This is a genomic window from Glaciibacter kafniensis (genome assembly GCF_039538945.1).
GTDB classification, from domain to species: domain Bacteria; phylum Actinomycetota; class Actinomycetes; order Actinomycetales; family Microbacteriaceae; genus Cryobacterium; species Cryobacterium kafniensis.
In genome coordinates this window covers 849,874-874,652 of the sequence record NZ_BAABCN010000002.1, presented here as the reverse complement: position 1 = coordinate 874,652, position 24,779 = coordinate 849,874, and the positions used below count along the sequence as shown (strand labels likewise).

23 protein-coding genes are annotated in these 24,779 nt (G+C 65.2%); 16 read left to right on the top strand and 7 right to left on the bottom strand.

Translation table 11 applies throughout. The annotated features are described in order from the left end of the window. Positions 1-641: 641 nt before the first annotated feature. Positions 642-1,592 (bottom strand): DnaJ domain-containing protein, encoded by a 951-nt coding sequence (locus ABD791_RS04555; RefSeq protein ID WP_345062697.1) that lies wholly within the window; start codon positions 1,590-1,592, stop codon positions 642-644. Positions 1,593-1,845: 253 nt separating this feature from the next. On the opposite strand from ABD791_RS04555, the gene ABD791_RS04550 reads away from it, so the two are divergent. Further along, positions 1,846-2,508, top strand: a complete 663-nt coding sequence (locus ABD791_RS04550; protein WP_345062695.1) for a DUF1345 domain-containing protein — start codon at positions 1,846-1,848, stop codon at positions 2,506-2,508. 37 nt (positions 2,509-2,545) lie between these two features. Here the strand turns inward: ABD791_RS04550 and ABD791_RS04545 are convergent, their stop codons facing one another. Then, positions 2,546-2,710, bottom strand: coding sequence for a hypothetical protein (locus ABD791_RS04545; protein WP_345062693.1), 165 nt, complete (start codon positions 2,708-2,710; stop codon positions 2,546-2,548). Between the two features lie 201 nt (positions 2,711-2,911). Here ABD791_RS04545 and ABD791_RS04540 point away from each other — a divergent pair, with 201 nt between their 5' ends. The 7 genes from ABD791_RS04540 to ABD791_RS04510 all read left to right on the top strand — a co-directional run bounded on the left by ABD791_RS04540 (position 2,912) and on the right by ABD791_RS04510 (position 9,497). After that, the gene (locus ABD791_RS04540; RefSeq protein ID WP_345062691.1) at positions 2,912-3,397 is read left to right on the top strand and encodes a Dps family protein; all 486 of its coding nucleotides are present in this window, start codon (positions 2,912-2,914) and stop codon (positions 3,395-3,397) included. A 44-nt stretch (positions 3,398-3,441) separates the two neighbouring features. Beyond that, positions 3,442-3,915 carry an SRPBCC family protein gene (locus ABD791_RS04535; protein ID WP_345062689.1) on the top strand — a complete coding sequence of 158 codons (474 nt, stop codon included), beginning with the start codon at positions 3,442-3,444 and terminating at the stop codon, positions 3,913-3,915. Between the two features lie 105 nt (positions 3,916-4,020). Then, positions 4,021-5,082, top strand: a complete 1,062-nt coding sequence (locus tag ABD791_RS04530; protein ID WP_345062687.1) for an enoyl-CoA hydratase/isomerase family protein — start codon at positions 4,021-4,023, stop codon at positions 5,080-5,082. Positions 5,083-5,294: 212 nt separating this feature from the next. Continuing rightward, positions 5,295-6,239, top strand: coding sequence for an SMP-30/gluconolactonase/LRE family protein (locus ABD791_RS04525; RefSeq protein ID WP_345062685.1), 945 nt, complete (start codon positions 5,295-5,297; stop codon positions 6,237-6,239). A 39-nt stretch (positions 6,240-6,278) separates the two neighbouring features. Then, a complete protein-coding gene (locus ABD791_RS04520) occupies positions 6,279-7,907 on the top strand; it encodes a helix-turn-helix transcriptional regulator (protein WP_345062683.1) in 1,629 nt (542 codons plus the stop codon). A gap of 109 nt (positions 7,908-8,016) precedes the next feature. Next, on the top strand, positions 8,017-8,328 hold the full coding sequence (locus ABD791_RS04515; protein WP_345062681.1) for a hypothetical protein: 312 nt from the start codon (positions 8,017-8,019) through the stop codon (positions 8,326-8,328). Then, positions 8,325-9,497 carry a flavin-containing monooxygenase gene (locus tag ABD791_RS04510; RefSeq protein ID WP_345062679.1) on the top strand — a complete coding sequence of 391 codons (1,173 nt, stop codon included), beginning with the start codon at positions 8,325-8,327 and terminating at the stop codon, positions 9,495-9,497. The genes ABD791_RS04515 and ABD791_RS04510 overlap by 4 nt, the downstream gene beginning before the upstream one ends. On the opposite strand, the gene ABD791_RS04505 is transcribed toward ABD791_RS04510, so the two are convergent. Together ABD791_RS04505 and ABD791_RS04500 are read right to left on the bottom strand one after the other, a co-directional pair. Continuing rightward, a complete protein-coding gene (locus ABD791_RS04505) occupies positions 9,451-10,170 on the bottom strand; it encodes an alpha/beta fold hydrolase (protein WP_345062677.1) in 720 nt (239 codons plus the stop codon). The genes ABD791_RS04510 and ABD791_RS04505 overlap by 47 nt on opposite strands. Before the next feature lie 34 nt (positions 10,171-10,204). Next, on the bottom strand, positions 10,205-10,921 hold the full coding sequence (locus ABD791_RS04500) for an SOS response-associated peptidase (RefSeq protein WP_345062675.1): 717 nt from the start codon (positions 10,919-10,921) through the stop codon (positions 10,205-10,207). Positions 10,922-11,089: 168 nt separating this feature from the next. On the opposite strand from ABD791_RS04500, the gene ABD791_RS04495 reads away from it, so the two are divergent. The 6 genes from ABD791_RS04495 to cspE all read left to right on the top strand — a co-directional run bounded on the left by ABD791_RS04495 (position 11,090) and on the right by cspE (position 19,154). Further along, positions 11,090-11,950: a slipin family protein gene (locus ABD791_RS04495; protein WP_345062673.1), complete on the top strand. Its 861-nt coding sequence runs from the start codon at positions 11,090-11,092 to the stop codon at positions 11,948-11,950. A 165-nt stretch (positions 11,951-12,115) separates the two neighbouring features. Beyond that, a complete protein-coding gene (locus ABD791_RS04490) occupies positions 12,116-12,859 on the top strand; it encodes a hypothetical protein (protein ID WP_345062671.1) in 744 nt (247 codons plus the stop codon). 2 nt (positions 12,860-12,861) lie between these two features. Next, positions 12,862-14,442: a DNA polymerase Y family protein gene (locus tag ABD791_RS04485; RefSeq protein ID WP_345062669.1), complete on the top strand. Its 1,581-nt coding sequence runs from the start codon at positions 12,862-12,864 to the stop codon at positions 14,440-14,442. Positions 14,443-14,456: 14 nt separating this feature from the next. After that, positions 14,457-17,885, top strand: coding sequence for an error-prone DNA polymerase (locus ABD791_RS04480; protein ID WP_345062667.1), 3,429 nt, complete (start codon positions 14,457-14,459; stop codon positions 17,883-17,885). Between the two features lie 25 nt (positions 17,886-17,910). Beyond that, positions 17,911-18,753, top strand: a complete 843-nt coding sequence (locus tag ABD791_RS04475; RefSeq protein ID WP_345064494.1) for a DUF3097 domain-containing protein — start codon at positions 17,911-17,913, stop codon at positions 18,751-18,753. Positions 18,754-18,950: 197 nt separating this feature from the next. Continuing rightward, positions 18,951-19,154, top strand: coding sequence for a transcription antiterminator/RNA stability regulator CspE (gene cspE, locus ABD791_RS04470; RefSeq protein WP_055814297.1), 204 nt, complete (start codon positions 18,951-18,953; stop codon positions 19,152-19,154). A 94-nt stretch (positions 19,155-19,248) separates the two neighbouring features. On the opposite strand, the gene ABD791_RS04465 is transcribed toward cspE, so the two are convergent. Then, positions 19,249-19,728 carry an Lrp/AsnC family transcriptional regulator gene (locus ABD791_RS04465; RefSeq protein WP_345062663.1) on the bottom strand — a complete coding sequence of 160 codons (480 nt, stop codon included), beginning with the start codon at positions 19,726-19,728 and terminating at the stop codon, positions 19,249-19,251. 105 nt (positions 19,729-19,833) lie between these two features. On the opposite strand from ABD791_RS04465, the gene ABD791_RS04460 reads away from it, so the two are divergent. Continuing rightward, positions 19,834-21,030 carry a trans-sulfuration enzyme family protein gene (locus tag ABD791_RS04460; RefSeq protein WP_345062661.1) on the top strand — a complete coding sequence of 399 codons (1,197 nt, stop codon included), beginning with the start codon at positions 19,834-19,836 and terminating at the stop codon, positions 21,028-21,030. A gap of 77 nt (positions 21,031-21,107) precedes the next feature. On the opposite strand, the gene ABD791_RS04455 is transcribed toward ABD791_RS04460, so the two are convergent. Further along, positions 21,108-22,484, bottom strand: a complete 1,377-nt coding sequence (locus ABD791_RS04455) for an FAD-binding oxidoreductase (protein WP_345062659.1) — start codon at positions 22,482-22,484, stop codon at positions 21,108-21,110. 229 nt (positions 22,485-22,713) lie between these two features. On the opposite strand from ABD791_RS04455, the gene ABD791_RS04450 reads away from it, so the two are divergent. After that, entirely contained in the window at positions 22,714-22,965 is a 252-nt protein-coding gene (locus tag ABD791_RS04450) for a response regulator transcription factor (RefSeq protein ID WP_345062657.1), read from the top strand. On the opposite strand, the gene ABD791_RS04445 is transcribed toward ABD791_RS04450, so the two are convergent. Next, entirely contained in the window at positions 22,962-24,773 is a 1,812-nt protein-coding gene (locus tag ABD791_RS04445; protein ID WP_345062655.1) for a DEAD/DEAH box helicase, read from the bottom strand. The genes ABD791_RS04450 and ABD791_RS04445 overlap by 4 nt on opposite strands. Between the last annotated feature and the right edge of the window lie 6 nt (positions 24,774-24,779).

Below are 24,779 nucleotides of genomic sequence, written 5' to 3'. Positions count from 1 at the left end.
GCCCGCGATTCCGCGGGCAGGTCGCGGGTGACACACCTCCACTCCTGAACGAGGTACCCGCCGGGGCCGGGGCCGGGACGCGCGGAGCGTGTTCGAGGGTCGGCCGGCAGGGGCCTCGACCTGCGCGACCAACGGGCGGGACGGGACCGGGTTCAGGAACGGAGGCCGTGTCGCGGATGCGGTCGCCCGCGCTTCCGCGGGCAGGCCGCGGCCGACACACCTCCACTCCTGAACTAGGTACCCGCCGGGGCCGGGGCCGGGACGCGCGGAGCGTGTTCGAGGGTCGGCCGGCAGGGGCCTCGACCTGCGCGACCAACGGGCGGGACGGGACCGGGTTCAGAAACGGAGGCCGTGTCGCGGATGCGGTGGCCCGCGATTCCGCGGGCAGGTCGCGGCCGACACACCTCCACTCCTGAACCCGGTACCCCACCGGGGCCGGATGGCGGAACCATCGGATGTGTCGGCCGATAACGACCCAGTCAGCAGATCAGCCAGCCAGTCAGCAAATCAGCCAGCCAGCCCGTCAGAATCAGCCAGTCCGTCGGCCAGCGAGCCAGTCCGTCGGCCAGCGAGCCAGTCCGTCGGCCAGCGAGCCAGTCCGTCGGCCAGCCAGCCAGCCAGCCAGTCAGCCAAGCAGCCAGTCAGTCAAGCAGCCTGATGCCATTCTGCAACGTGCTCCGCAGCTCGAAGACCTTCTCGAAACTCCCCCGGCTCATCCCCAGCATTCCCTCGCGCAGCACACCGACCAGGCGCGACCGCGGAACGACAACGAGAATCGGGCGACGGCCGCGTGCCGGAAGCGTGTAGACATCGTTGAGAGCCGCGTCGGGAAGCACCACGATGAGCGCGGTGAACTTCACCCGCAGCGCACGCGAAAATGCCCGCGCTGAGTCTTCGAGAGCGTCGATCGGCTTGGCACCGGCGAGTGACTCCCCGACGAGCTCTCCGCGCTTCAGTTCGACCGGGCCGCCCCAATCCTCAGACATGATCGCGAAGAGACCGGCCGGACCCAGCACCACGTGGTCGAGCTTGTCGCCCTTGTGGCCCGCTTCGACATCGTGCCACGCGGTATAGCCGATGCCGAGACTCGAGATGAGCTGCGCGGTCGATTCCTCGGCCAGGGCTTTCGCCAACGTGTGCCGAATCTCCCGCGGGGCTGAGCGAATCAATTGCGGCGCGTAGGGATCAGCCAGCGTGGTTCCGCGACCAGACCACTCCTTGATCAGCGTGAGATAGTGCTGCCGGGCAATGCCACCGGGGTGCCCGTGCATGCGCGCCTTCGGCCCTGACGACTGGGTCGCCCGCCCAGAGGCACCGCCGCCGGCGCCGGATCGACCGCCCGCTCCCGCCGTACGGGTCGGATGCGGTTCGGCATCCGCAAAGCGATGGCCGTCGTAGGCGGCCCGGTTCTGCGGAGTGCCGATGCGCTCCCACGCCGTCTGCACGGCCTGAAACTCGACAGCGCTCCCACCCACGTCGGGATGGGTGACGCGCAAGCGTCGGCGATACGCGCGGCGCAACTCTTCGTCACTGACCGTGGCGGCGACGCCCAGCACCTCATAGGGAGTGGATGCGGCGGGGCTCTCAGGCATCCTGGGCGTTCTCTTTCAATGTGCGGTCGGCGGGCAGTGCAACTCAGCGAGCAGTTCAACCCAGCGAGCAGTTCAACCCAGCGAGCAGTTCAACCCGATGGGCAGTACAACAACGTATCGAACAATTCTGGCATGGCGCCGAAGAACACCTGTTCACAGCGGTGTCTGCCGAATTTGTTTGCCCGATCAGCGCAATGGACGCCCGACGCGTGGTGAAACTGGCCAGTCCACGATTCTGTGCGAGCATCGGCCCATGAAACAAACTGAGTCGTGGAAGCGAGTGCACCGGTCAGGCACTCGATTTGCGCTGATGCTGGTGGCTGGTGTGGTCGTCGCAGTCGCCACAGGGTTGCTCGGCCACTGGGAGTATGCGCCGATCGCCGGCTGGGCTGCCGCATCCATCACATACGTCGTCTGGGTCTGGGCGATGATTGGGCGCATGGATGCCGCGACGACAGCCAGCCACGCAACGCGCGAGGATCCGGCGCGGCCGGTGGCCGACCTCCTGATCGTTCTCGCGAGCATCGCAAGCCTTGGCGCCATCGTGCTGCTGCTCATCGGAGCCAACGGCGCCAGCAACAGCGTGCAAGTGATCGTTGCCGTCTTGGCGATCTTCGGAATCGCGCTTTCCTGGTTGCTGGTGCACACGCTGTTCACGCTGCGCTACGCGTCCCTCTACTACCAGGGGGTCGACGGAGGAGTTGATTTCAACCAGAAAGAGCCGCCGAGCTACGGCGACTTCGCCTACTTGGCGTTCACGCTGGGCATGACATTTCAGGTCTCAGACACGAACCTGACAAGTCATGAGGTCAGAATGACCGCGCTCCGACATGGTCTGCTGTCGTACCTCTTCGGCTCGGTCATTCTGGCCAGCCTGATCAACCTGATCGCCGGGCTCTCGAGCAGCCCGTCGTAAGCGAGAACGAGTGCGAGAACGAGTGCGAGAACGAAACCTAGTCGCGCAGTAGGTTCGTCGGAATCGCGACGGCGAGGGCCACACAGAGAATGCCACCGAAGAAGATCGGCAGCATGCCGGCGGTCACAGTGAACGCGAGCCCGAACAGCCACAAGCCCAGCACGAAGATGGCGAGAGAGACGATGAAGATAACGACGTTCATGAGCTGTTCCTTGCGATGGGCTGCCGACGGGCACGGCTGACGCCGCACCATCGAGCGTACCGCTTTGCCGGGCTGCTTCGGCGGCCCTGAAGAAAAGCCTCTCCGATCGAACGCGTCCTGTTAGCCTGAAATGACCAAGACAGGGGTAGCAGGCCCAGCTGATCGGTCGGGTACCACCCCTCTCGCGCGAGGAGGAACGCCGTGCAAGCTTCCGAAACACTCAGCAAGAATCTGCAATCGGTTCTGGTCGATCTGATCGAACTGCATCTTCAAGGCAAACAGGCGCACTGGAACATCGTCGGCACGAACTTTCGTGATCTGCACCTGCAACTCGACGAGATCATCGATGCGGTTCGCGAGTTCTCCGATGTGATCGCCGAACGGATGCGCGCACTCGACTGCGTGCCGGATGGCCGCAGTGAGACCGTCAGTGACACGACCAAACTTCCACCCTTTCCCGATGGCGAAGTGAGCACCACGGATGCCGTCGACCTCGTGACGGAGCGCCTCACCGCAACGGTGGCCACCGTTCGTGCCGTGCACGATGAGGTCGACGATGAGGATCCGTCGACTGCCGATCTGCTGCACGGCATCATCGACACGCTGGAGCAGTACGCCTGGATGGTCAGCGCCGAGAATCGCACTCCGCGCAAGCCTGGCTTCGAGCGTGCGGCACGCGTTCTCTGACTCGCTGCCAGAGCCGACGTTCCGCCAAGAACCCACGTGATGCCATGACCGGGCCCCAGTATCCGGATCTGACCGAGCGCCCGCACTCCCTCCAGGTTGAACGCGCGATGGTGTCGCACCCCTCAGACCTTTATGACGCCTGGACCCAGTGGTTCGAACTCTGGTTCGCAGCACGCGGTTCCGTGTCGATGATCGCCGAGGTGAATGCGCCGTTCTTCTTTCAGACCGAGTTTGAGGGCAAACGACACCCGCACTACGGACGTTTTCTGCGCCTCGAACACGATCGACTTGTCGAACTCACCTGGGTGACAAGCGGAACGCTGGGAGCAGAGACAATCGTCACTGTTGAGCTGATTCCGGAGCGGATTTCTGGATCGATCCCACAGAGCGAGACGACCTTGCTCCGCCTGACGCATGCCGGATTTCCGACCGCTGAGTTGAAAGACCAGCATGCGCAGGCGTGGCCGGCCATTCTCGATCAGCTCGACACACGGTTGGTCGCGAATAGCGGGGCCTGAGGGCCGACCCACTCTTCCCACGGTGAGGGCCTCCCACAACTCAACTCTTCTCCACAACCCGTTGCGAGTTCGCGCGCGGCCCGCCTGCGTCGCTACCGTGGGACCATGTCAGAAACAGCCCAGGTGAGCATCCGTGTGCACGATGGCATCGGCCATCTCACGCTCAACCGTCCGGAGGCGCTGAACGCCCTCACCCATTCGATGGTGTTGTTGTTGACCGAGGCCCTCACGGCGTGGCGTGACGATCCGGAAGTGTCGCTCGTCGTGCTCGATGGCGCCGGCGACCGTGGTCTCTGTGCCGGCGGCGACGTGCGCGCGCTGTATGACAACGCGGTGTCGGGTGACACCGGCGCATCGCTCGCGTTTCTGGGCGACGAGTACCGGTTGAACGCGATGATCGCCGAGTACCCGAAACCATTTGTCGCGATCATGGATGGCGTCACCATGGGCGGTGGGATCGGCCTAGCCGGCCACGCCGGCATCCGTGTCGTGACCGAACGCTCGAGGCTCGCCATGCCGGAGACCCGCATCGGCTTCTGTCCGGATGTCGGCGGCACCTGGCTGCTCGCCCGCGCCCCTGGCGAACTGGGAACGTACCTGGCGCTGAGCTCGGCGACAATGAATGGCTCCGACGCGCTCGCGCTGGGATTCGCCGACTATTTCGTGCCGTCTGAGCTGCTTCCGCATCTGATTCAAGCATTCGCCGAACGTGCGGACCCCGGATCGCCCAGCGAGATCGTGCTGCTCTTTGACGAGACGCCTGAACTGTCAGCGCTCGCCGCCCGCCGCGGCTGGATCGACGCCTGCTTCTCCGCCGACACGGTTGCGGAGATCATTGCGCGGCTCGACGACTATGCCGCGACCCACGCCTCCGACGAGGTGCGAGCGGCGGCCGATGCGCTGGTTGCGCTCTCCCCCACCGCGGTGACGGTCACGCTTGCCGCGCTCCGCCAGGCGCGGGAGCTGCCCGGTCTGCGCGACGCGCTGCAGCTGGAGTATCGTGCGTGCGGGTGGCTGCTCGACCAGCCTGATCTGCGTGAGGGTATCCGCGCGCAGATCATCGACAAAGATCGCTCGCCCCGCTGGAACCCGGCGCGTCTTGACCTGCTGGCGCCAGACCTTGCCGCCGTCGCCCTGCAGCATCCGGTGGCCGCTCCCCTCTGGTGAGGCGCGCAGTCACGCGGCAGAGGGGGTCGGGCCGGACGCCGGCCGGCAGTCGGACCGCGGCTCCGTCGATGAGTCTTGTCGGCCCCTCAACACGTGGGTAGCTTGGGCCTTAACGCTGCATTCAGAGGTACGTCTTCAGACCCGGTGCAGTTCACAATTGTGCGGAGCCTCTGCATCTGGCCTGCACGAATGGTCCCTGTTGAGGAAGCATCATGTTTCACACAACCCAGAATTCAGGAAGAACACTTCTCCGCGCCATGATCGGGGTACTCGCCCTCACCGCACTCCTCATCCCGGCACAGTCCGCCGCCGCGAACAAGCCAACTGGTCAGTCAGTCATTGAGCTGCCCGGCGCCACATCGGCCGAAGGCATCGCCGCCGGACGGGGGAACACCTTCTTCGCCGGCGATCTGACTCTCGGCGACATCTACCGCGGAGACGTGCGCAGGGGCACCGCCCAACTGTTCATCGACGTTCCAGACGGCCGGGCAGCTGTGGGGATGACGGTGGATGTACGCAACAACCTGCTGTTCGTGGCAGGAGGTGCCACCGGGCAGGCCTACGTCTACGACACGAGCACCGGTGCCACTGTGGCGACATACCAGCTGACCGCGGAGGCATCCTTTATCAACGATGTTGCCCTGACCAGGGAAGGTGCCTGGTTCACCAACTCCGCACGCGGGGAGTTGTATCTTGTTCCGGTCAGCCGTTCGGGTGAACTCGGCAGGGTCGAGACGCTGACCTTGACGGGCCCCGCAGTCGACACCGCTTCCGCATTCAACCTCAACGGCATTGCCGCTTCCGCCAACTGCAAAACCCTGATCGTCGCGCATTCAGGCATCGGCGCCCTCTACACCGTCGATCCGGAGAACGGTTCGAGTGAGGTCATCGCGGGCGTCAACGTGCCCGCCGTCGATGGCATCGTCGTCCAGGGCAACAGACTGTGGGCAGTACAGAACCAACTCAACCAAATCAGTCGAGTCGCCCTGAAGTCGGATCTTTCGTCCGGTGAGGTGCGGGGCGTCATCACAAGCCCAGAATTCGAGACGCCGACGACGGCAGCCCTCTTCGGTGACACCCTCGCCGTGGTCAACGCGAAGTTCTTCACTCCAGGGGCTACAGATTTTGAGGTGGTTCTTGTGCCTGCACGCACCTGAGCGTGGGGTCGCAAGCTCATACAGCCAGTGGAAGAGCGAATGACCTCCTCAACGGACCTTGATCGTGGACGTGTTTCGTATGCGGAACACCACTGGACCGACGCGTTCAATGCGTGGACGGAAGCCAATCAGGAGGGCGGCCTTCCGGCGCATGATCTTGAGCTATTTGGAACGGCGGCGGTGCTGATCGGCAGAAACTCCGATGGGATCGAAACACTGACGAGGGCGCACGAGGAGTTTCTGCGGGGCGGTGATGTCGTCAATGCAGCACGATGTGCGGCCTGGATCGGCCTGCACCTGATGGACCTGCGCGAACCCGCGCAGAGTGCCGGATGGTTCGCTCGAGCTCAACGGCTCGCCGACAAGAGTTCAGACCCCAGCCCTGTTGAAGGATTCATCCTCGTTCCTGAGGCACTCAGCGCGCTGTACTCCGGCGATGGGGCGGCTGCGGCGCAGGCCTTCGACCGGGTGGCTGAGTTCGGGGAGCGTTTCGGAGACCCCGATCTCAGCGCATTGGCTCGGCTGGGGCAAGGACAGTCCCAAATCATGCTCGGGCGGGTGAACGCAGGATTGGCCATGCTCGACGAAGTCATGGTCGCCGTCACGGCCGGGGAGATCTCCCCTATTCCCGCCGGCATCATCTACTGTGCGGTACTTCAAAGCTGCCGCCTCGCATTCGACGTGCGTCGCGCCCAGGAATGGACTGTGGCTCTGGATCGTTGGTGCAACGACCGGCCCGACATGGTGGCATTCAGCGGGCAATGCCAGATGCATCGGGCCGAGCTCTTCTGTCTGCACGGCGCGTGGACTGACGCTCTCGTTGCGGCTCGGGTCGCAGAGGATCGAGCGCAACGGGGCGACCTTGACGCATTCTTCGGTGCCCACTATCAGCAGGGCGAGGTGCAACGTCTGCGCGGGGAGTTCACTGCCGCTCTGCAGTCCTACGCTCTCGCCAATCAGACAGGGTTCGAGCCGCAACCGGGGCTGGCCCTGCTCCGCCTCGCCGAGGGAGAAGTGAAAGCCGCCCAGTCTGTGATCCGTCGAGCCGTCGAAGGTGCCGACCCAGCAACCCGGCGTCGCCTGCTCTCTGCGTTGGTTGAGATTGAATTGGCTGCCGGCGATGTCGTCGCGGCGCGCGCGGCCGCAGACGAACTGACCGCATTCTGCACCACCGTCACGATGCCGATGGTGCACGCCCTCAGCGAGCAGGCCGAGGGTGCGGTGTTGCTCGCCGAGCGAGACGCACGCGGAGCGCTCGGCAAGCTGCATCGAGCACGAGCTCTCTGGCTGGAGCTCGACGCGCCCTACGAAGCGGCCCGCTGCCGGGCGCTCACCGCACGCGCCTGGCGCACACTCGGTGACGAAGAGTCTGCGCTCATGGAGTTCGAGGCCGCACGGACGGTCTTTGTCGATCTCGGTGCGGTGCCGGCGATCGTGGAGCTGGATGCCCTGACGCCGGCGGCACAGACACCGGCCGGTCCGCTGACCGCGCGCGAAATCGAGGTCGTGAGATTGATCGCGGCGGGTCTGACGAATCGGGGCATCGCCGGCGAACTGTTCCTCAGCGAAAAGACGGTCGCCCGGCACATCAGCAATGTGTTCGCGAAGCTCGGACTCTCCTCACGGGCTGCCGCAACGGCGTACGCGTACGAACACGGGCTGGTGTGACGCGGGCGGAGTCTGCATCGGAGTCTGCATCGTTTTACCCACTCCGGCATCCGGCGAATGCGCATTCTGGTCGACGCGCGCGCTCCCCACCACTTCTTAGCGTTGAGGCATGAACCTTCCGCTCCTCGCCGGCGCACTGTCGACCATCCTCTTCGCGCTGAGCTATCTGCCCATGCTGCACAAGGCTGCGCGCACGAAGGACCTGTCGTCGTACAGCTTGAGCAACATCACGATCACCAATGTTGGAAACGTCGTGTACTCGCTGTACGTCTTCAGCTTGCCGCTCGGCCCGATCTGGGTTCTGCACACCTTCTACCTGGAGGCGTCTGCACTCATGCTGGTGTGGTTCCTCCGCTATCGGGCCACGCACTCTCTGTCCCCCACCGGGACACCCTTCGCCGAGCAGGAGGCAAACTCATGAACACCAACACCAACACCAACACCAACACCAAAGTCACCGAGCAGACGGAGGTCGACACCGTTATTGTCGGCGGCGGCCAAGCCGGCCTTGCCCTCGGTTATCACCTGGCTCAGCAGAAGCGCGATTTCGTCATTCTCGATGCGCACGGGCGGGTCGGTGACGCGTGGCGAACCCGCTGGGATTCCCTTCGGCTCTTCACTCCCACCAAGTACGACGGACTCCCTGGCATGCCGTTTCCGGGCGACCGCAACTCCTTTCCGACCAAGGACGACGAAGCCGACTACCTCGAGGACTACGCGGCCCGATTCCGGCTGCCGGTGCATACCGATATGCGGGTGGATCGGCTTTGGCCGGAGAACGATCGCTACGTTGTCACGTCGGGCACTCATCGCTGGGTTGGGCAGAACGTCGTGGTGGCGACCGGCGGATGCCAGAAGCCTCGGCTGCCGGCTTTCGCCGCCGAGCTCGGTTCGGACGTCGTGCAGCTGCATTCGAGCGCCTATCGCAATCCGGGGCAGCTTCAGCCAGGTGCGGTGCTTGTCGTTGGACTGGGCAATTCCGGCGCCGAAATTGCGCGTGAACTCAGCCGCACGCATCCGACCTGGCTCGCCGGCCGGCCGAGCGCAGAACTCCCGATTCGTCATGGCCGGATGGCTGCACGGTTCGCCCTGCCACTGGTGCGATTTCTCGGGATGCATGTGCTCACCCTCGGCACGCCGATCGGGCGAAGGTCGGCGCCGAATTTCACGGCGCACGCCGCACCGCTCATCCGCACCAAACTCAGCGACCTCACGGCCGCCGGTGTGCGGCCAACCTCACGAGTGGCGGGGGTCAGCGACGGCAAGCCGTTGCTCGAGGGAGACCAGGTGCTTGACGTCGCGAACGTGATCTGGTGCACCGGCTACCGCGAGGAGTGGGAGTGGGTGGACGCCCCCGTTTTCGACGCAGCGGGGCGGCCGCAACAGCTCAGAGGGGTCGTCGAATCGGCCCCTGGCCTGTACTTCCTGGGGTTGGAATTCATGTTCGCTGCTGCGTCGGCGACGGTGACCGGTGCGTGCCGCGATGCGAAGTACCTGGCCAAACGCATCAATGTGGCGTCGCCCCGGCCGACCCACTCCGGTGTCAGTCAGATGTCGCCTGGCGATACCCGTCGAGAAGGGCATCGGTGAACGGCACCGGCCGCACCACGCTGACCATATGACTGGCGCCGGGCACAGTGATGAGCCGACCGTTGCGGGTAGCCGCGAGATAACGACCGGCGTGGGCGCGCACGTGGTCGAAGCGCCCGTTGACGAACAACACGGGCGCGTCGATCTCGGCCAGCCGTTCGAGGGGGTGCAGTGTCAGCAGGGAGCGAAGCACATCGTCCATGACCTCGAGGGCGACTCCCCCGGCGATCACATCGGTTGCACCGGGCTGCGGCACGAACAGTCGCACCGTGAAGTCGTTGAGCGCCCGGCCGCGATCGGGGAATGTGTGAATCACCTTCGACGCAGCCCGCCAACCGTGCATGATCACGGGGTGAGGCACCGTGGCGCAGGCGGCCGCGAGCAGGCCGGCGACGCGGCCTGGGTTGCGGGCCACCCACTCGATCGCCAGGTAGCCGCCCAGCGAGAACCCCACCAGGTAGGGCTTGCTGCCGGATGCCTCGGCTGCGGTGACCGCGTCACCGATGCCCTGCAGGGCCCGGTCGAGAGTGAAGCGCTCCTGGAGACGCCGCCCGTGTCCGGGGAGGTCGATCGCGTCGGTGGGGATGCCGAGGCGGCCGAGATGCTCCACCTGCTGACGCCACAGGGTGGCCGACGTGCGTAGGCCGTGTACAAGGATGACGGTGGCGGGCATGCCCTTTATCTTAGGTTTGCCGCCTCCACACGAATTAGACGAGCTGCCCGATCTCGCCGATCGGCTCGAGCAGTTCTGGACCATTGCCGTCGAGCTTGGCAACCGCATAGAACTGCAGACTTGCGGCAAGCGGGCGCGACGCGTCGACAGCCGCATCCGCCAAGCCTTGATCACCCGTCGTGTGCGGGTCGAGCCAGTGGTCCCACCACTCCTCGGGGAGCACGACAGGGATGCGTTCGTGGAGCGCTGCGAGCGGCCCCTGCGCGTCGGTCGTCAAGATCGTCGCGGTCAGCACCCAACGGGCCGGGTCGGTGTCGGGGAGGGCGGGGTTGCGCCACCAGGAATAGAGACCGGCGAAAGCGAGGGGCAACCCGTCGTCGGAATGCACGAAATAGGGAGTCTTCTTCGTGCCGACCGTGTGCCATTCGTAGTATCCGGTGGCCGGGATCAGAGCCCGCTTCGATGCCAGCGAGTTCTTGAACGTCGACTTCTCGCCGACCGACTCTGCGCGGGCGTTGAAGGTGGGGTACGGGGCCGCGAGTTCTTTCGCGAACGAGGGAACCAGCGACCAGCGCGCCGATTCGAGTCGACGCACCGCCGGCTCCTGCTTGGCCGACTCGAGCACGATCGGAATCTGCTCGGTCGGCTTGACGTTCCACGACGGCTCTGGAATGTTCTCGCCCTCATGCTCGACGTCGAACATGGCGACGAGATCGGGCGCCGTATCGGTAATGATGAATCGACCACACATAGGGCTAGGTTACTCCCGGGCGCCGCTGGTGCACGTGGAGGCGAGGCCGGGAAGGCGAGGCCGGCCTCCCTCATTCGGCTCGTCGAACACGGTGCACTCACAGCGAAACAGGATCAGAATTAACGTGAGACGACGAGCAGGAGTTCCGTCGTCGTGGAGATGATTCTCATGATCTGGACAATTGTGATTTCGGTCATCGTCGTCGTTCTGGTGATTATTCTGCTTGCCGCTTCGATCAAGGTGGTCAAGCAATATGAGCAGGGTGTCGTGTTGCGATTCGGTCGCCTGGTCGGAACCCGCATGCCGGGTCTGCGGTTCATCATCCCGATTGTCGATGTGATGCATAAGGTGTCGCTGCGGATCGTGACGATGCCCATCCAGTCGCAGGGCATCATCACCCGCGACAACGTCAGCGTCGGGGTCTCGGCCGTCGCCTACTACCGCGTCGTCGACCCGGTGAAATCGGTGATCGCGATTGAGAATGTCGGAGCCGCGATCGAGCAGATCGCCCAGACGACGCTGCGCAAGGTCGTCGGTCAACACGCACTGGATGAGACGCTCGCCGAGACGGACATCCTGAACGTGAACATTCGCGAGATTCTCGATGTGCAGACCGTTGATTGGGGTGTCGCGGTGACCCTGGTCGAGCTGAAGGACATTCTGCTTCCTGATTCGATGAAGCGCGCCATGGCCAAGCAGGCCGAAGCCGAGCGGGAGAAGCGCGCGAAAATCATCGCCGCAGAGGGCGAGTCCCTGGCCGCCGCTGCACTGGGCGACGCGTCCGACACGATGATGGCGCATCCGCTTGCCCTGCAGCTGCGTAATCTGCAAACCCTGGTCGATATCGGTGTCGACAAGAACACCCTGGTGGTCTTCCCTGCTCCACTGATGAGCACGATCGGTGAGCTGGGCACCTTCTTGGCGCGGGAGACCGCGGCGAGCATCGAGCATGCGGGTGGGGGCACACAGGGCGATGCCGTCGTGTCAACGCATCCGTCGGGCCCGCATACGGTGCCGGAGGCGGTGTGAACGTGGGCGTGAACCAGATGTGAAGCGGATGTCGGTGGTCGCTGTCAGAGTGGTCAGTGCGCGGCACTTGGGTTCTGTGTGACGCGTCTGGCGGTCTGCCTTACGACTCGCCGGGAATGCGTGATCTCGGTTGACTTAATAGAACAAGTGTTCGAACATTGAAGTATGTCCATTCCCGCTGCTTCCCCCTCGTCAGCAGCTCACAGTCGGGTGGTCGCGCTGCAAGAGCGCATCCAAGGAATGCAGGCCACCAAGCTGTCGACGACGGCGCTGCCCACCCTCCCCGCACTGGCCGACATCCTGCCCGGCGGGGCGTTGCGGGAGGGTGCGGCCTATTCGATTGACGGGTCGACCACCCTGGTGATGGCCTTGCTGGCCGGCCCCTCGCAGAGCGGCGCCTGGTGCGGGGTCGTCGGCCTACCGAACTTCGGTGCAGAGGCGGCGACCCGGTTCGGCATCGACCTCGAACGGCTTGTCTTGGTGCCCGCGCCCGGTGAGCAGTGGCTCACCGTGACCGCGGCACTCGTCGATGTGCTCACCGTGGTGGTCACTCGCCCGCCACGCAAGGCCAGCGATGCGGATGTCGCCCGGCTCGGCGCCCGGCTGCGCCAACGAGGCTGCGCGCTGATCGTTGTGGGCGAGTGGCCACAGAGCGAAGCGCAGTTGCGGGTCACCTCCAGCCGGTGGAGCGGAGTGGGTCGCGGGCACGGCTTGTTGACCGGGCGCGAGGTGACGGTCTCCTCCTCCGGGCGCACCGGGTTCGCCCGAGCGAACAGCACCCGGCTGTGGTTGCCCGATGGTGAGCAGCAGTTCCGGTCGGCGAAACCGCAGCTCGGTGCTGTGCCAAGCGGTGCGGTGCCAAGCGGTGCTGAGTCACGCAGCGCAGGGCTCCACGCGGTCGCGGGGTGAGCATGACCACCCGGCTGACCCGCACGATCGTGCTCTGGTGCCCCGACTGGCCGATTGTCGCGGCGACCCAGGCTTTGGAATCCGGCGTGAACGCCGACGAAGCGTTGGCCCTGATCGAGCATGGCCTCGTTTTCGCGTGTTCCCGGGCCGCCCGCGCCGAGGGGGTGCAGCGCGGCTTGACTCTGCGTGAGGCCCAATACCGGTGCACGTCGCTGATCGTTCTTCCCTATGACCCGGTGAATGACGCCCGCGCGTTCGAACCGGTGATCCGTGGCATCGAAGAGATCACGCCGGGGGTGCAGGTGCTGCGCCCCGGAACCAGCGCCATCCGCGCTCGCGGGCCGAGCCGTTATTACGGCGGCGAAGAGGCAGCCGCGCAGGAGCTCATCCGTTGCCTGGCCGAACTCGGTGTTCCCGATGTGCGGGTGGGAATCGCCGACGGGCCCTTTGCCGCCGAGCAGGCGGCGCGTGCCACCCGCGGGCCTGAGAGCCCAGTGCTCATCATCGATCCAGGGGACTCACCCCGGTTTCTCGCTCCGCTGCCGGTGAACCTTCTCGTCGATGCCCGGCTTGCCACCCTGCTGCACCGGCTCGGCGTTCACACCCTCGGCGACTTCGCCGCGCTGCCCGCCCTCGATGTGCGCCGCCGGTTCGGAGCAGAGGGCGCCGCGGCCCATGAGAAGGCGAGCGGACTCGACAGCCGTAGCGTTGTCGCCCGGGTACCGCCGAAGCTGCATGACCTCACCGTCGAGTTCGACCCGGCGCTCGACCGCGTCGACCAGGTGACCTTCGCCATCCGGGCGTCGGCCGAGGGCTTCATCGACGCGCTCACCGAGGCCCGGCTGGTCTGCACCGCGGTCGCGATCGAGGTGCACACCGAATCGGGCGAGATCTCACTGCGCAGCTGGCTGCATCCGCGCTGGTTCACCGCCGCGGATGTCGTCGACCGGGTGCGCTGGCAGCTGCAGGGCGGTGGCAGCATCGATACCGGGCTGCGTTCGGGCATCGCGAAGGTGCAGATCACGCCGGAACGGGTCGACTCGACGGGCCACCACGAACAGGGTCTCTGGGGTTCCGGGCCCGATGAACGCATCCACCACGGACTCACTCGGGTGCAGAGCATGCTCGGGCACGAGGGCGTGCTCACCGCGGTCATCGGCGGCGGGCGGATGCTCGCAGACCGGCAGATCCTGGTGCCCTGGGGCGACGAGGCGCCCGGGTCCGGTGCCGTGCTGCGCGGTGCGCAGGCGCAGCCCTGGCCGGGCAGCCTGCCCGGGCTGGCCCCCTCGACCGTGTTCACGACACGCAAGCCTGTTGCCGTTGTCGCCGCAGGGGGCGAGCCGATCGACGTTGACGAGCGGGGCATCCTCACCGGGGCGCCCGGCTGGTTCTCCCCCACGGCGAAGGCGGCAGACCAGCGCCCGATCGATGCCTGGGCCGGGCCGTGGCCGGTCAGTGAACGCTGGTGGGATGCCGAACGCGGGCGCGGGCTGCACCGCTTTCAGGTGGTCGATGTCGACGGCAACGCCTGGTTGCTCGCGCTCGAAGACCACGTCTGGTGGGCGGAGGCGCGCTATGACTGAGTGGAGGTGTTCCCATGGGCTGGAGTAACCCCCCGATCCCCTGGTCTGAGCTTGAGCGCAAGCTGTCAGACCAACGCCGCCCTGGCGCCACCCCGCCCGCCGCAGACGGTGGCGACAGCCCGGCCTGGTCGAGCAAGCGTCAGCCGTACATTCCGCACGAGCCGCCGCCTGCGCCAACCGGCGAAACGGTGCCATACGCCGAGCTGCACGCGCACTCCAACTTCAGTTTTCTCGACGGAGCCAGCTCGCCAGAGCAGCTGCTTGAGGAGGCCAGCCGGCTCGGCCTGACCGCTCTCGCCCTGACCGACCACGACGGTCTCTACGGTGTCGTGCGCCTGGCCGAAACCGCCGAGAGCTTTCCGAACATTGCCACGGTGTTCGGTGCCGAACTCTCGCTCGGCTTGAGCACGCCCCAGAACGGCACCGCCGACCCGGAAGGAACCCACCTGGTCGTGCTCGCCCGCCAAGAAGAGGGCTACCACCGTCTGGCGTCTGCACTCACCCACGCCCAGTTGGGCGGCCAAGAGAAAGGCCGCCCTGTCTACGACCTCGACACGCTGGCCGAGCAGTCAGCGGGTCACTGGGTGGTGCTGAGCGGATGCCGCAAGGGCGCCGTGCGCCAGGCCCTCGCCACCAGCGGACCGGCTGCGGCCGCCGCAGAGCTGACCCGCCTGGTCGACCTCTTCGGCGCCGGCAACGTCTACGTGGAGCTGTTCGATCACGGACACCCGACCGACAGCAGCACCAACGACGTTCTGGCCCGGCTGGCCTCCGAAGCCGGCCTGCCGATCATCGCGACGAACAGCGTGCACTACGCCACCCCCGCCGAGCACCGGTTGGCCGGCGCGCTGGCCGCCGTGCGTGCCCGGCGCAGTCTCGACGAGATGGACGGCTGGCTGCCGGCATCCGGTGGCGCCCATCTGCGCAGCGGCGCCGAGATGGCCGCACGGTTCGCCAGGTTTCCCGGTGCCGTCGCCAACACGGTGCCGCTCGCCGCCGAACTCGCCTTTCCGCTGCGCCGGGCGCGCCCCCGGTTGCCGAAGCTGAGCGTGCCCGATGGCCACACCCCGATGAGCTGGCTGCGCAAGCTCACCTGGGAGGGAGCGGCCAAGAAATACCCCGGCTACGACGACCCCGGCTCGCACAACAGTGTGGGTGAGCGAATCGAGAAGGAACTCGCCGTGATCGAGGCGAAAGACTTTCCCGGCTACTTTCTGATCGTTCACGACATCGTGCACTTCGCCAAGGGTCGCGGCATCCTCTGCCAGGGCAGGGGCTCTGCGGCCAACTCCGCCGTCTGCTTCGTGCTCGGGATCACCGCCGTCGACTCGATCTACTACCGGTTGCCCTTCGAACGGTTTCTCTCGAGCCTGCGCGACGAAGAACCCGACATCGATGTGGACTTCGACTCCGACCGGCGTGAAGAGGTCATCCAGTACGTCTACGCCACCTATGGGCGACTGAACGCCGCGCAGGTGGCCAATGTGATCACCTACCGGCCCAAGTTCGCCGTGCGCGACATGGCCAAGGCGCTGGGCTACAGCACCGGGCAGCAGGATGCCTGGTCCAAGCAGATTGAACGCTGGGGCGGTCAGGTGGCCAGTGGCGACCATGACATCCCCGCATCCGTCGTCGAGCTCGCCGAACAGGTGCTGACCTTTCCGCGGCACCTCGGCATCCACTCCGGCGGTATGGTGCTCACCGACCGGCCGGTGGGCGAAGTCTGCCCGATCGAACACGCCCGCAAAGAGAACCGCACGGTGTTGCAGTGGGACAAAGACGACTGCGCCTGGATGGGCCTGGTCAAGTTCGACCTGCTCGGGCTCGGCATGCTCGCCGCGCTGCAGTACACCTTCGATCTGACCGCGGAGCACCTCGGTGAGCGGTGGGCGCTCGACACCATCCCGCGCGAGGAGCAGGGCGTCTACGACATGCTCTGCCGGGCCGACTCGATCGGCGTCTTTCAGGTGGAGAGCCGGGCGCAGATGGGCACGCTCCCCCGCCTGCAGCCACGCCGGTTCTACGACCTCGTGGTCGAGATCGCGCTGATTCGTCCCGGCCCGATTCAGGGCGGCGCGGTGCACCCGTACATCAGGCGCAAGCTCGGCACCGAGAAGGTGACCTACCTGCATCCGAAACTCGAACCGGTGCTCGAACGCACCCTCGGGGTGCCGCTCTTTCAGGAACAGCTCATGCAGATGGCCATGGCCGTCGGCGGATGCACCGGTGAAGACGCCGACCTGCTGCGCCGGGCCATGGGGTCCAAACGCGGGATCGAGAAGATCTCCTCGCTGAAAGCCAAGCTCTACGTCGGCATGGCCGAGAACGGCATCACCGGCGAGGTCGCCGACAACATTTACGACAAGATCGAGGCTTTCGCGAACTTCGGTTTCGCCGAGAGCCACTCGATCAGCTTCGCCCTGCTCGTCTACGCCAGCGCCTGGCTCAAGCTGCACTATCCCGGCGCGTTTCTCGCCGCGCTGCTGCGCGCCCAGCCGATGGGGTTCTACTCACCGCAATCGCTGGTGGCGGATGCGAGGCGGCACGGCGTGATCGTGCTGCGCCCCGACATCCTGCGCTCGGGTGCGGACGCCGGCCTCGAAGCGTTGGAAAGCGTGCCAGGAACAGCATCGGCATTCGGCGGACAAGACAGCTGCCTCGTCCACGAGCAACCAGAGGTGCCGCTCTTCGACCGATCGATTGCGCCGGACTGGGCGAAGCACCGCCGCGACGGCGGCTTCGCCGTGCGGCTGGGCCTGGCCGAGGTCAACACCATTGGGCAGAACCTCGCCGAACGCATTGTCGCCGAACGTGTGGCCTACGGTCCCTACCAGTCGATGGCGGATGTCGCCCGTCGCGTCGGCCTGACCACCGAACAGCTCGAGGCGCTCGCCGCGGCCGGCGCGTTCGACACGCTGGGTTTGGAGCGGCGCGAGGCCCTCTGGAACGCCGGGGATGCCAGCCAAGACAAGGCCAGCTACTTGAGCGGTTCGATGGTGAGCGTGCAACCGCCGTTGCTGCCGCTGCTCAGCCCCGCCGAGCAGGTGGTCTACGACCTCTGGGCGACCGGAATCTCGACAGACGACCATCCGATCCGCCACGCCAGACCGAAGCTGACCGCCAGGGGCGCGCTGCGGGTCGACCAGTTGGCCGAGCATGAGTCAGGGCGACGGATCGAGGTGGGCGGAGTGGTCACGCACCGCCAGCGGCCGGCGACCGCCGGAGGGATCACTTTCATCAACCTGGAAGACGAGACCGGCACCCTCAACGTGATCGCCGGGATCGGCGTCTGGAATCGTTACCGGCGTATCGCGCGTGAGTCGCCGGCGCTCGTGGTGCGGGGCATTCTGGAGCGTTCTCCTGAGGGGGTCATCAATCTGATTGCCGACAAGTTCGAGCCGTTGACCGTCGGTGCGCGGATGAGCTCGCGCGACTTCCGCTAATGCGTTCGGCTAACGTAAAACAGTGATTGACGACCGATACGGACAAGACGTGCTCGCCCCCGGATGGCGGGAAGCCGGCAGAACAATAATCAACAAGCAGGAGGCCACCCGCGATCTCGTCGTCGAGGAGGTCGCCACCGGCTTCTGTGGAGCGGTGACGCGCATTGAAAAGGGCATCGTCACCCTCGAAGACCGCCACGGCAAACTGCGCCTGTTTCCGCTCGGCAGCGGATTCCTGGTCGACGGCGTGCCCGTCACACTCATCAACCCGACGATGAAGACCACTCAGCAACGCGCCCGAACCGCATCCGGATCGATGGCCGTCGCCAACGCGCCGGCCCGTGTCGCCCTGCCCAGCCGCATCTTCGTGGAGGGTCGCCACGACGCAGAGCTCGTCGAGAAGGTCTGGGGTGCCGATCTCCGGATCGAAGGCGTCGTCGTCGAATACATCGAAGGCGTCGACAACCTGGCTGAACTCTTGGCCGAGTTCAAACCGAACGCGAAGCGCAAAGTCGGGGTGCTCGTCGACCACCTCGTGCCCGGCTCCAAGGAGAGCCGCATCGCTGAAGCCGTGGCGCGCGGGCCGCACGGGCGTCATGTGCTCGTGGTCGGACATCCGTACGTGGACGTCTGGCAGTCGGTGAAGCCGGCCAGGCTGGGGTTGACCAGCTGGCCACAGATCCCCCGCTCCATCGAATGGAAGCACGGAATCTGCCAGGCCCTCGGCTGGCCACACGCCGAGCAGGCCGACATCGCTCGGGCTTGGCAGCGCATTCTCGGGCAGGTGCGCACCTACGCCGATCTGGAGCCAGAGCTGCTCGGCCGGGTCGAACAACTCATTGACTTTGTGACGGTAGATAACGCTTAATAACGAATGTCTGAAAGGTTCGGGTGAAAACGCAGCTTCATGGTCTAGTGTTTAGAAAGAAGTTGTAGTGCTTGCACGTCTTAAAACGCATTGACCCCGGTCTGTGCGCCACATTCCTTTCGGAAGCGGACGACGAATACCGCGACGAACGGTCCCGACAGTCGGGGCCGGTCTTACACTCCTGGAGGAGTTTCATAATGGCAACAGGTACCGTGAAATGGTTCAACGCTGAAAAGGGCTTCGGCTTTATCGCACCCGACGACGGAAGCGCCGACGTGTTCGCGCACTACTCCGCAATCGCATCGAGCGGCTACAAGTCCCTCGATGAGAACCAGAAGGTTGAGTTCGAGGTGACGCAGGGCCCGAAGGGTCCGCAGGCCGAGAACATCCGCGCCCTCTAAATCACTTTTTAGGGCTGGTTCTTCTGAACTGCGCAGTTCTTTGAACTGCACAACGCTCCCCGCTTCGGCGGGGAGCGTTGTTTCGTTAAGTCGCCTACTTGACCAGGTCTTGCCAGCCATCGCCGTCGACGTACTCGAAGATGAGGTTTGTCTCCGTGTGTGCGACAGCAGGATGCTCGGCCAGATGCTCAAGTACAAAGTCACGTAAGTGAGACGCATCAGCAGCTGCGACGTGCAGCAGGTAGTCGTCGGCGCCGGCTGTGTGAAACAAGCCGATCACGCCGGGCCAGTGCGGGGCGGCATTGCGGAACGCATCGATCTGACCACGTGCGTGCTTCGCCAGCCGCACCGAGATGAGAGCCTGCAACGAGGCGCCGAGGGCAGCGAGGTCGATATTCGCCCGGTAGCCTCGAATGTGGCCGAGTTGCTGCAGGCGCCGCAGACGTAGTGACACGGTTGATTCGGCAACACCGATCTCAGCGGCCAGAGCGGCTCCCGATGCCCGAGCGTTCACCGACAGTGCCCTGAGGAGTGCGCGATCGACTCTGTCGAGTTCGGCCTTCTTCGAATCCATGCGTCCAACTTTCTGTTTCCACAAGTTTATGCGATCTGACTGCGCGCAGTGAAAGAGCCTGCGGGGTCGCTTGCACATCTGCACAGGATCTGTTTTTCTCAGTGCATGACAATGACGCATGAGCACATCGAAACGACGCCTGAGCACATCGAAACCCTGGCGGTCCACGGCGGAATGCGCGGCGTGTCCGCGAGCGGGTCTCATGTTCCGGTGATTGATCTGTCGACGACGAACCCGCTGGCCGGCGTCGAGTCAGGTGGCGATTCCTATGAAAACCTCGCCACCGGCGGCGACCTGGGCGAGGGCGATTCCGCCGTCTATCAGCGCCTCTGGCAGCCCGGCGTTGCCCGCTTCGAGGAGTCGCTCAGCGCACTCGAAGGCACGGAGGGCACTGTCGCGTTCGCGACGGGAATGGCTGCGCTCAGCGCCGTTCTCATTTCCGCGGTCGCGGCGAAGACTCCCCACATCGTTGCCCTGCGCCCCCTGTACGGCGGAACCGACCACGTTCTGGCCACCGGGCTGCTTGGCACCGAGGTCACGTGGACTGACGTGGCCGGCGTCGCTGCAGCGATTCGCCCCGACACCGGGCTCGTCATTCTCGAATCTCCCGCGAACCCGACGCTTGAGCTCACCGACATCCATGCGGTCGCGGATGCGGCGGGCAGCGTGCCTGTTCTCGTCGACAACACCTTCGCCACGCCGGTGCTACAGCGTCCCCTTGAATCGGGAGCGACCCTGGTGCTGCACAGTGCCACCAAATACTTGGGCGGGCACGGCGACGTCATGGGCGGCACGGTGTCAGGACCGACGGACTGGATCGTGCGTCTGCGCCAGGTGCGCGCACTCACCGGCGGCCTGCTCCACCCGTTCGCGGCATACCTGCTGCACCGCGGCCTCCGTACTCTGCCGGTTCGCGTTCGCGCCCAGCAGGAGACTGCCGGCGCGGTTGCCCGCCGCCTGGTCGGCCACCCGGCGCTCACCCGGGTGCTCTACCCCGGCTTGCCAGGGCAAGACCCTGCCGGTCTGATCGGCACTCAGACGTCGGGAGCAGGCTCACTGATCGCTCTCGACCTGGTCGGCGGCTACGACGCCGCCGTGCGATTCACCGAAGCCTGCGAGCTGATCACCCACGCCGTGTCGCTCGGCGGCATCGACTCCCTGGTGCAGCACCCGGCGTCGCTCACCCACCGCCCGGTGGTGGCCAGCGCTCGGCCGTCAGCCGGGGTCGTGCGGATCTCGATCGGCCTGGAGCACGCTGACGACCTCACCGCCGACATCCTGCGGGCGCTCGACGCGGTCTAACTGAATCGTTGGTCAAGCTTGTCGAGACCAGTTCGCTGGTCTCGACAAGCTCAACCAACAGCACGGACCAGTTCAGATCAGCGAAGTGCCGGCGTGATGTTCTGGTTGATGTGAAAGAAGTTGTCGGGGTCGTAGGTCGCCTTGACTTGGGCGAGGCGGGAGTAGTTCGACTGATAGTTGTCGGCGACTCTGATCTGGTCGTCGGCATCCATGAAGTTGATGTAGCCCCCGGCCTCTGAATACTTGTGCAGTGCGGTCCAATACTCCTTGACCCACGCGATATTCGCCGGGTTATCGGCCGGGTCGGGCCACATCCCCGCGATGACGGGTGCGAAGCTGACGTTGCGGTAGGCAAACGCCGTTTCGTCGGCACCGACTCGCTGCACGGCGCCGTTGATCGGATAGTAGTGATTCGCCGATTCCAGGCTGGGCACCCGGCTTCCGAAGTCTGCCGCGACGTTCAGTGCGTCGTCAGACAGCTCGGCGAGAAAATCTGCCTTCCAGTACGCCTGCAAGCCCTTGGGCAGCATCGGGTCGAAGAGCGTATTCAACGCAGGGTAGGGAAGGGTTCCGACGAATGAGCCGAGCACGGGTGCGGCGTCGAGGATGGGTTGCCAGCGCGCCGGCCCCTCGGCCGGGTCGCCGGTCCAGGCGCCCACGATGACGCAGACGGGCTTGCCATGCCATTCCTCGGGCAGGAACGGCACAGGGGGCCCCTGATGGAAACCCAGAAAGACGCCGAGCTCTTCGGGCGCGGACGCGATCAGATCGCGATAGAACTCCCCCACCGCTACGGCGTGTTCTGCCGAGAAGATGACCACACCGCCGTAGATCATTTTGACCGGGTGAAGCTGAAACTCCAGGGAAGTGACGACCCCGAAATTGCCGCCACCTCCCCGGAGTGCCCAGAATAGGTCGGCATTCTTCTCTGCATTCGCGATCAGAAACCGACCATCGGCCGTGACGACATCGGCCGAAAGCAGATTGTCGCAGGACAGCCCATACTGGCGAGCCAGGTAGCCGATGCCGCCACCCAGCGTCAGACCGGTCACCCCGGTCGACCCAATGATTCCGCCGGTGGTGGCCAGCCCGAAGGCATGGGTGGCATGGTTGAAGTCAGCCCAGGTCGCACCGGGTTCGCTCCGAGCCGTCTGCGTTTCGGGATCAACACGAACCCCGTTTCGAGCGGCAAAGTCAATCACAATGCCCCCGTCGCAGGTGCCGAACCCCGGCGCGCTGTGCCCGCCACTTCGAATGGCCACATCGAGTCCGGCCTCATGCGCGAAGTTCACCGTGGCCATCACGTCCGCGACCTGACCGACACGCACGATCGCAGCCGGATGCTTGTCAATCGATCCGTTGTAGACAGCCCTCGCCTCCTCATAGTCTGCGTCTTGCGCCACGATCACACGGCCGCGCACGTTCTCGCGAAGGGGGTCGAATTGGTCAGACATGATGGGCTCTCGCTTTCCGAATCAGGCGGGGATCAGATTCCTCTGAGGTGACCCTAAAACCCATCGTCGGCGTACGATATACGTAAATTGCGCATGCTACGGAGTGCGCGTCGGCACCGTGCTCGAGCGAATCGAGGCGACGAAAATCATATTCTCAAGGCGCAAACGTGAACGGGCGATTCGCCTGGTCGATGGGCTGGGCGCCCTTGTCGAGCCCGACGGTTCAGCCGTGAGCAGCGCAACGCTCGTCTCGCTGTCAGACACCGCCATGGGAACGCTGACACCGCGCGAGCTGACCGTACTCACCCTGGTCGCCGCCGGAAGCACCAACGCCGCCATCGCGGGTCATCTATCGTGCAGCCCGCGCACCGTGGCGAAACACCTGGAGCATGTCTACTCGAAGCTCCACGTCTCGAACCGGGCCGCAGCGGCCGCACGCCTGGCGACGGAGTTGGCCGAGAATCGCAGAGCAGCTCGTTAGCTGCGACCGAGGCGCCGACGCAGCAGGTCGATCCGCTTCTGCAATTGGGTGACGCTGGCCTGGGCGACGGCCGGACCCCCGCAGAGTTGACGCAGCTCAGCGTGAACGATGCCGTGCGGTTCTTGCGAGAGCTTCGCCCACATGCCAACCAGGCTGTTCAAGAGCGTGCGCTGCTCTTTGAGCGTGCGAAAAAGCGCCGGCTCCCCCGGCTGTTCTTCGCCGGTCACCGGATCCTTGCGCTTGTCAGAAGACCGCTTGGACTGCCGGGCCTGACGTTGTTGCAAGAGCTCAGAGACCTGTTCCGGTTCAAGCAAACCAGGAATGCCGATGAAGTCGAACTCCTCGTCAGTGCCGGGTTCGGCAAGCTGGCCGAAGTCGTTGCCGTCGAACACGACCCGGTCGAACGTCGCCTGAGAGTCGATCGCCTGCCAGCTGAACTCCTCGCCGAGCTCGTCTGAGCCTTTCTCCTGGCGATTGGCCTCGGCGACCATGGCGTCTTCGGGGTTGTACATCCCGTCGCCTTCGTCGTCGCGATTGCGGCGGTCGAGTGCGTGATCGCGCTCCAATTCCATCGCGCCGGCGAGTCCGGTGAGGGCAGGAACGTCCGGAAGAAAGATCGAAGCCGTTTCACCACGACGACGCGCCCGCACGAAACGACCGATCGCCTGAGCGAAGAAGAGAGGGGTGGACGCGCTCGTCGCATAGACCCCGACCGCCAGTCGCGGAACATCGACACCCTCAGATACCATGCGCACGGCAACCATCCACCGTTTGCTGTTCTGAGAGAACTCCTCGATCCGGTCGCTCGACTCCTTCTCGTCGGAGAGCACAATCGTGACGCTCTCCCCCGAGATCTCCTCGAGCATGGCCGCGTAGGCGCGGGCCGCCGTCTGGTCGGTCGCGATCACCAGGCCACCGGCATCCGGGATGCCGTGACGCACCTCGGTCAGGCGCAGGTCGGCCGCACGCAACACCGCGGGAATCCAGGAGCCGCCTGGATCGAGCGCGGTGCGCCAAGCCTGTGAGGTGATGTCTTTGGTGTTGCCTTCGCCGAGCTTGGCTTCCATCTCTTCGCCGGCCCTGGTGCGCCAGGTCATGTGACCGGCGTAGACCATGAACATGACGGGCCGCACGACGCCGTCTTCGAGGGCGCGGCCGTAGCCGTAGTTGTAGTCGCTCTGCGAGAGACGGATGCCGTGCTTGTCAGGCAGGTAGCTCACGAACGGAATCGGCGAGGTGTCAGATCGGAACGGGGTTCCGGTCAGCGAGAGCCGACGCGTGGCCGGGTCGAATGCTTCACGAATCGCGTCGCCCCAGCTCAGGGCGTCGCCGCCGTGGTGCACCTCGTCGAGAATGACCAGGGTGCGGTTCGCCAGGGTGATGTCGCGGTGCAGTGCAGCCCGGGTCGCCACCTGCGCGTAGGTCACGGCGATGCCGTGATAGTGATTGCCGTAGCGACCATCACTGTTCTTGAACGTCGGGTCGAGACGGATGCCCGCACGCGCCGCCGCATTCGCCCACTGGGTCTTGAGATGCTCGGTGGGCGCGACAACGGTGATCCGGTCGATCACGCGGCGGGAGCGCAGTTCGGCGGCAAGTCGGAGGGCGAAGGTGGTCTTGCCGGCGCCAGGGGTTGCAGCAGCCAGAAAGTCGCGCGGTTCGTTCTGGAAATAGGCTTCGAGGGCCTCGGCCTGCCAGGCCCGCAGCTTGCTCGCGGTGCCCCAGGCGGCGCGTTCCGGAAACGACGGCGAAAGGTGTTCGGCTGCACTCGTGCCCTGGGCGGGGCCGAAAACAGGTGGAGTAGTCACTTCATA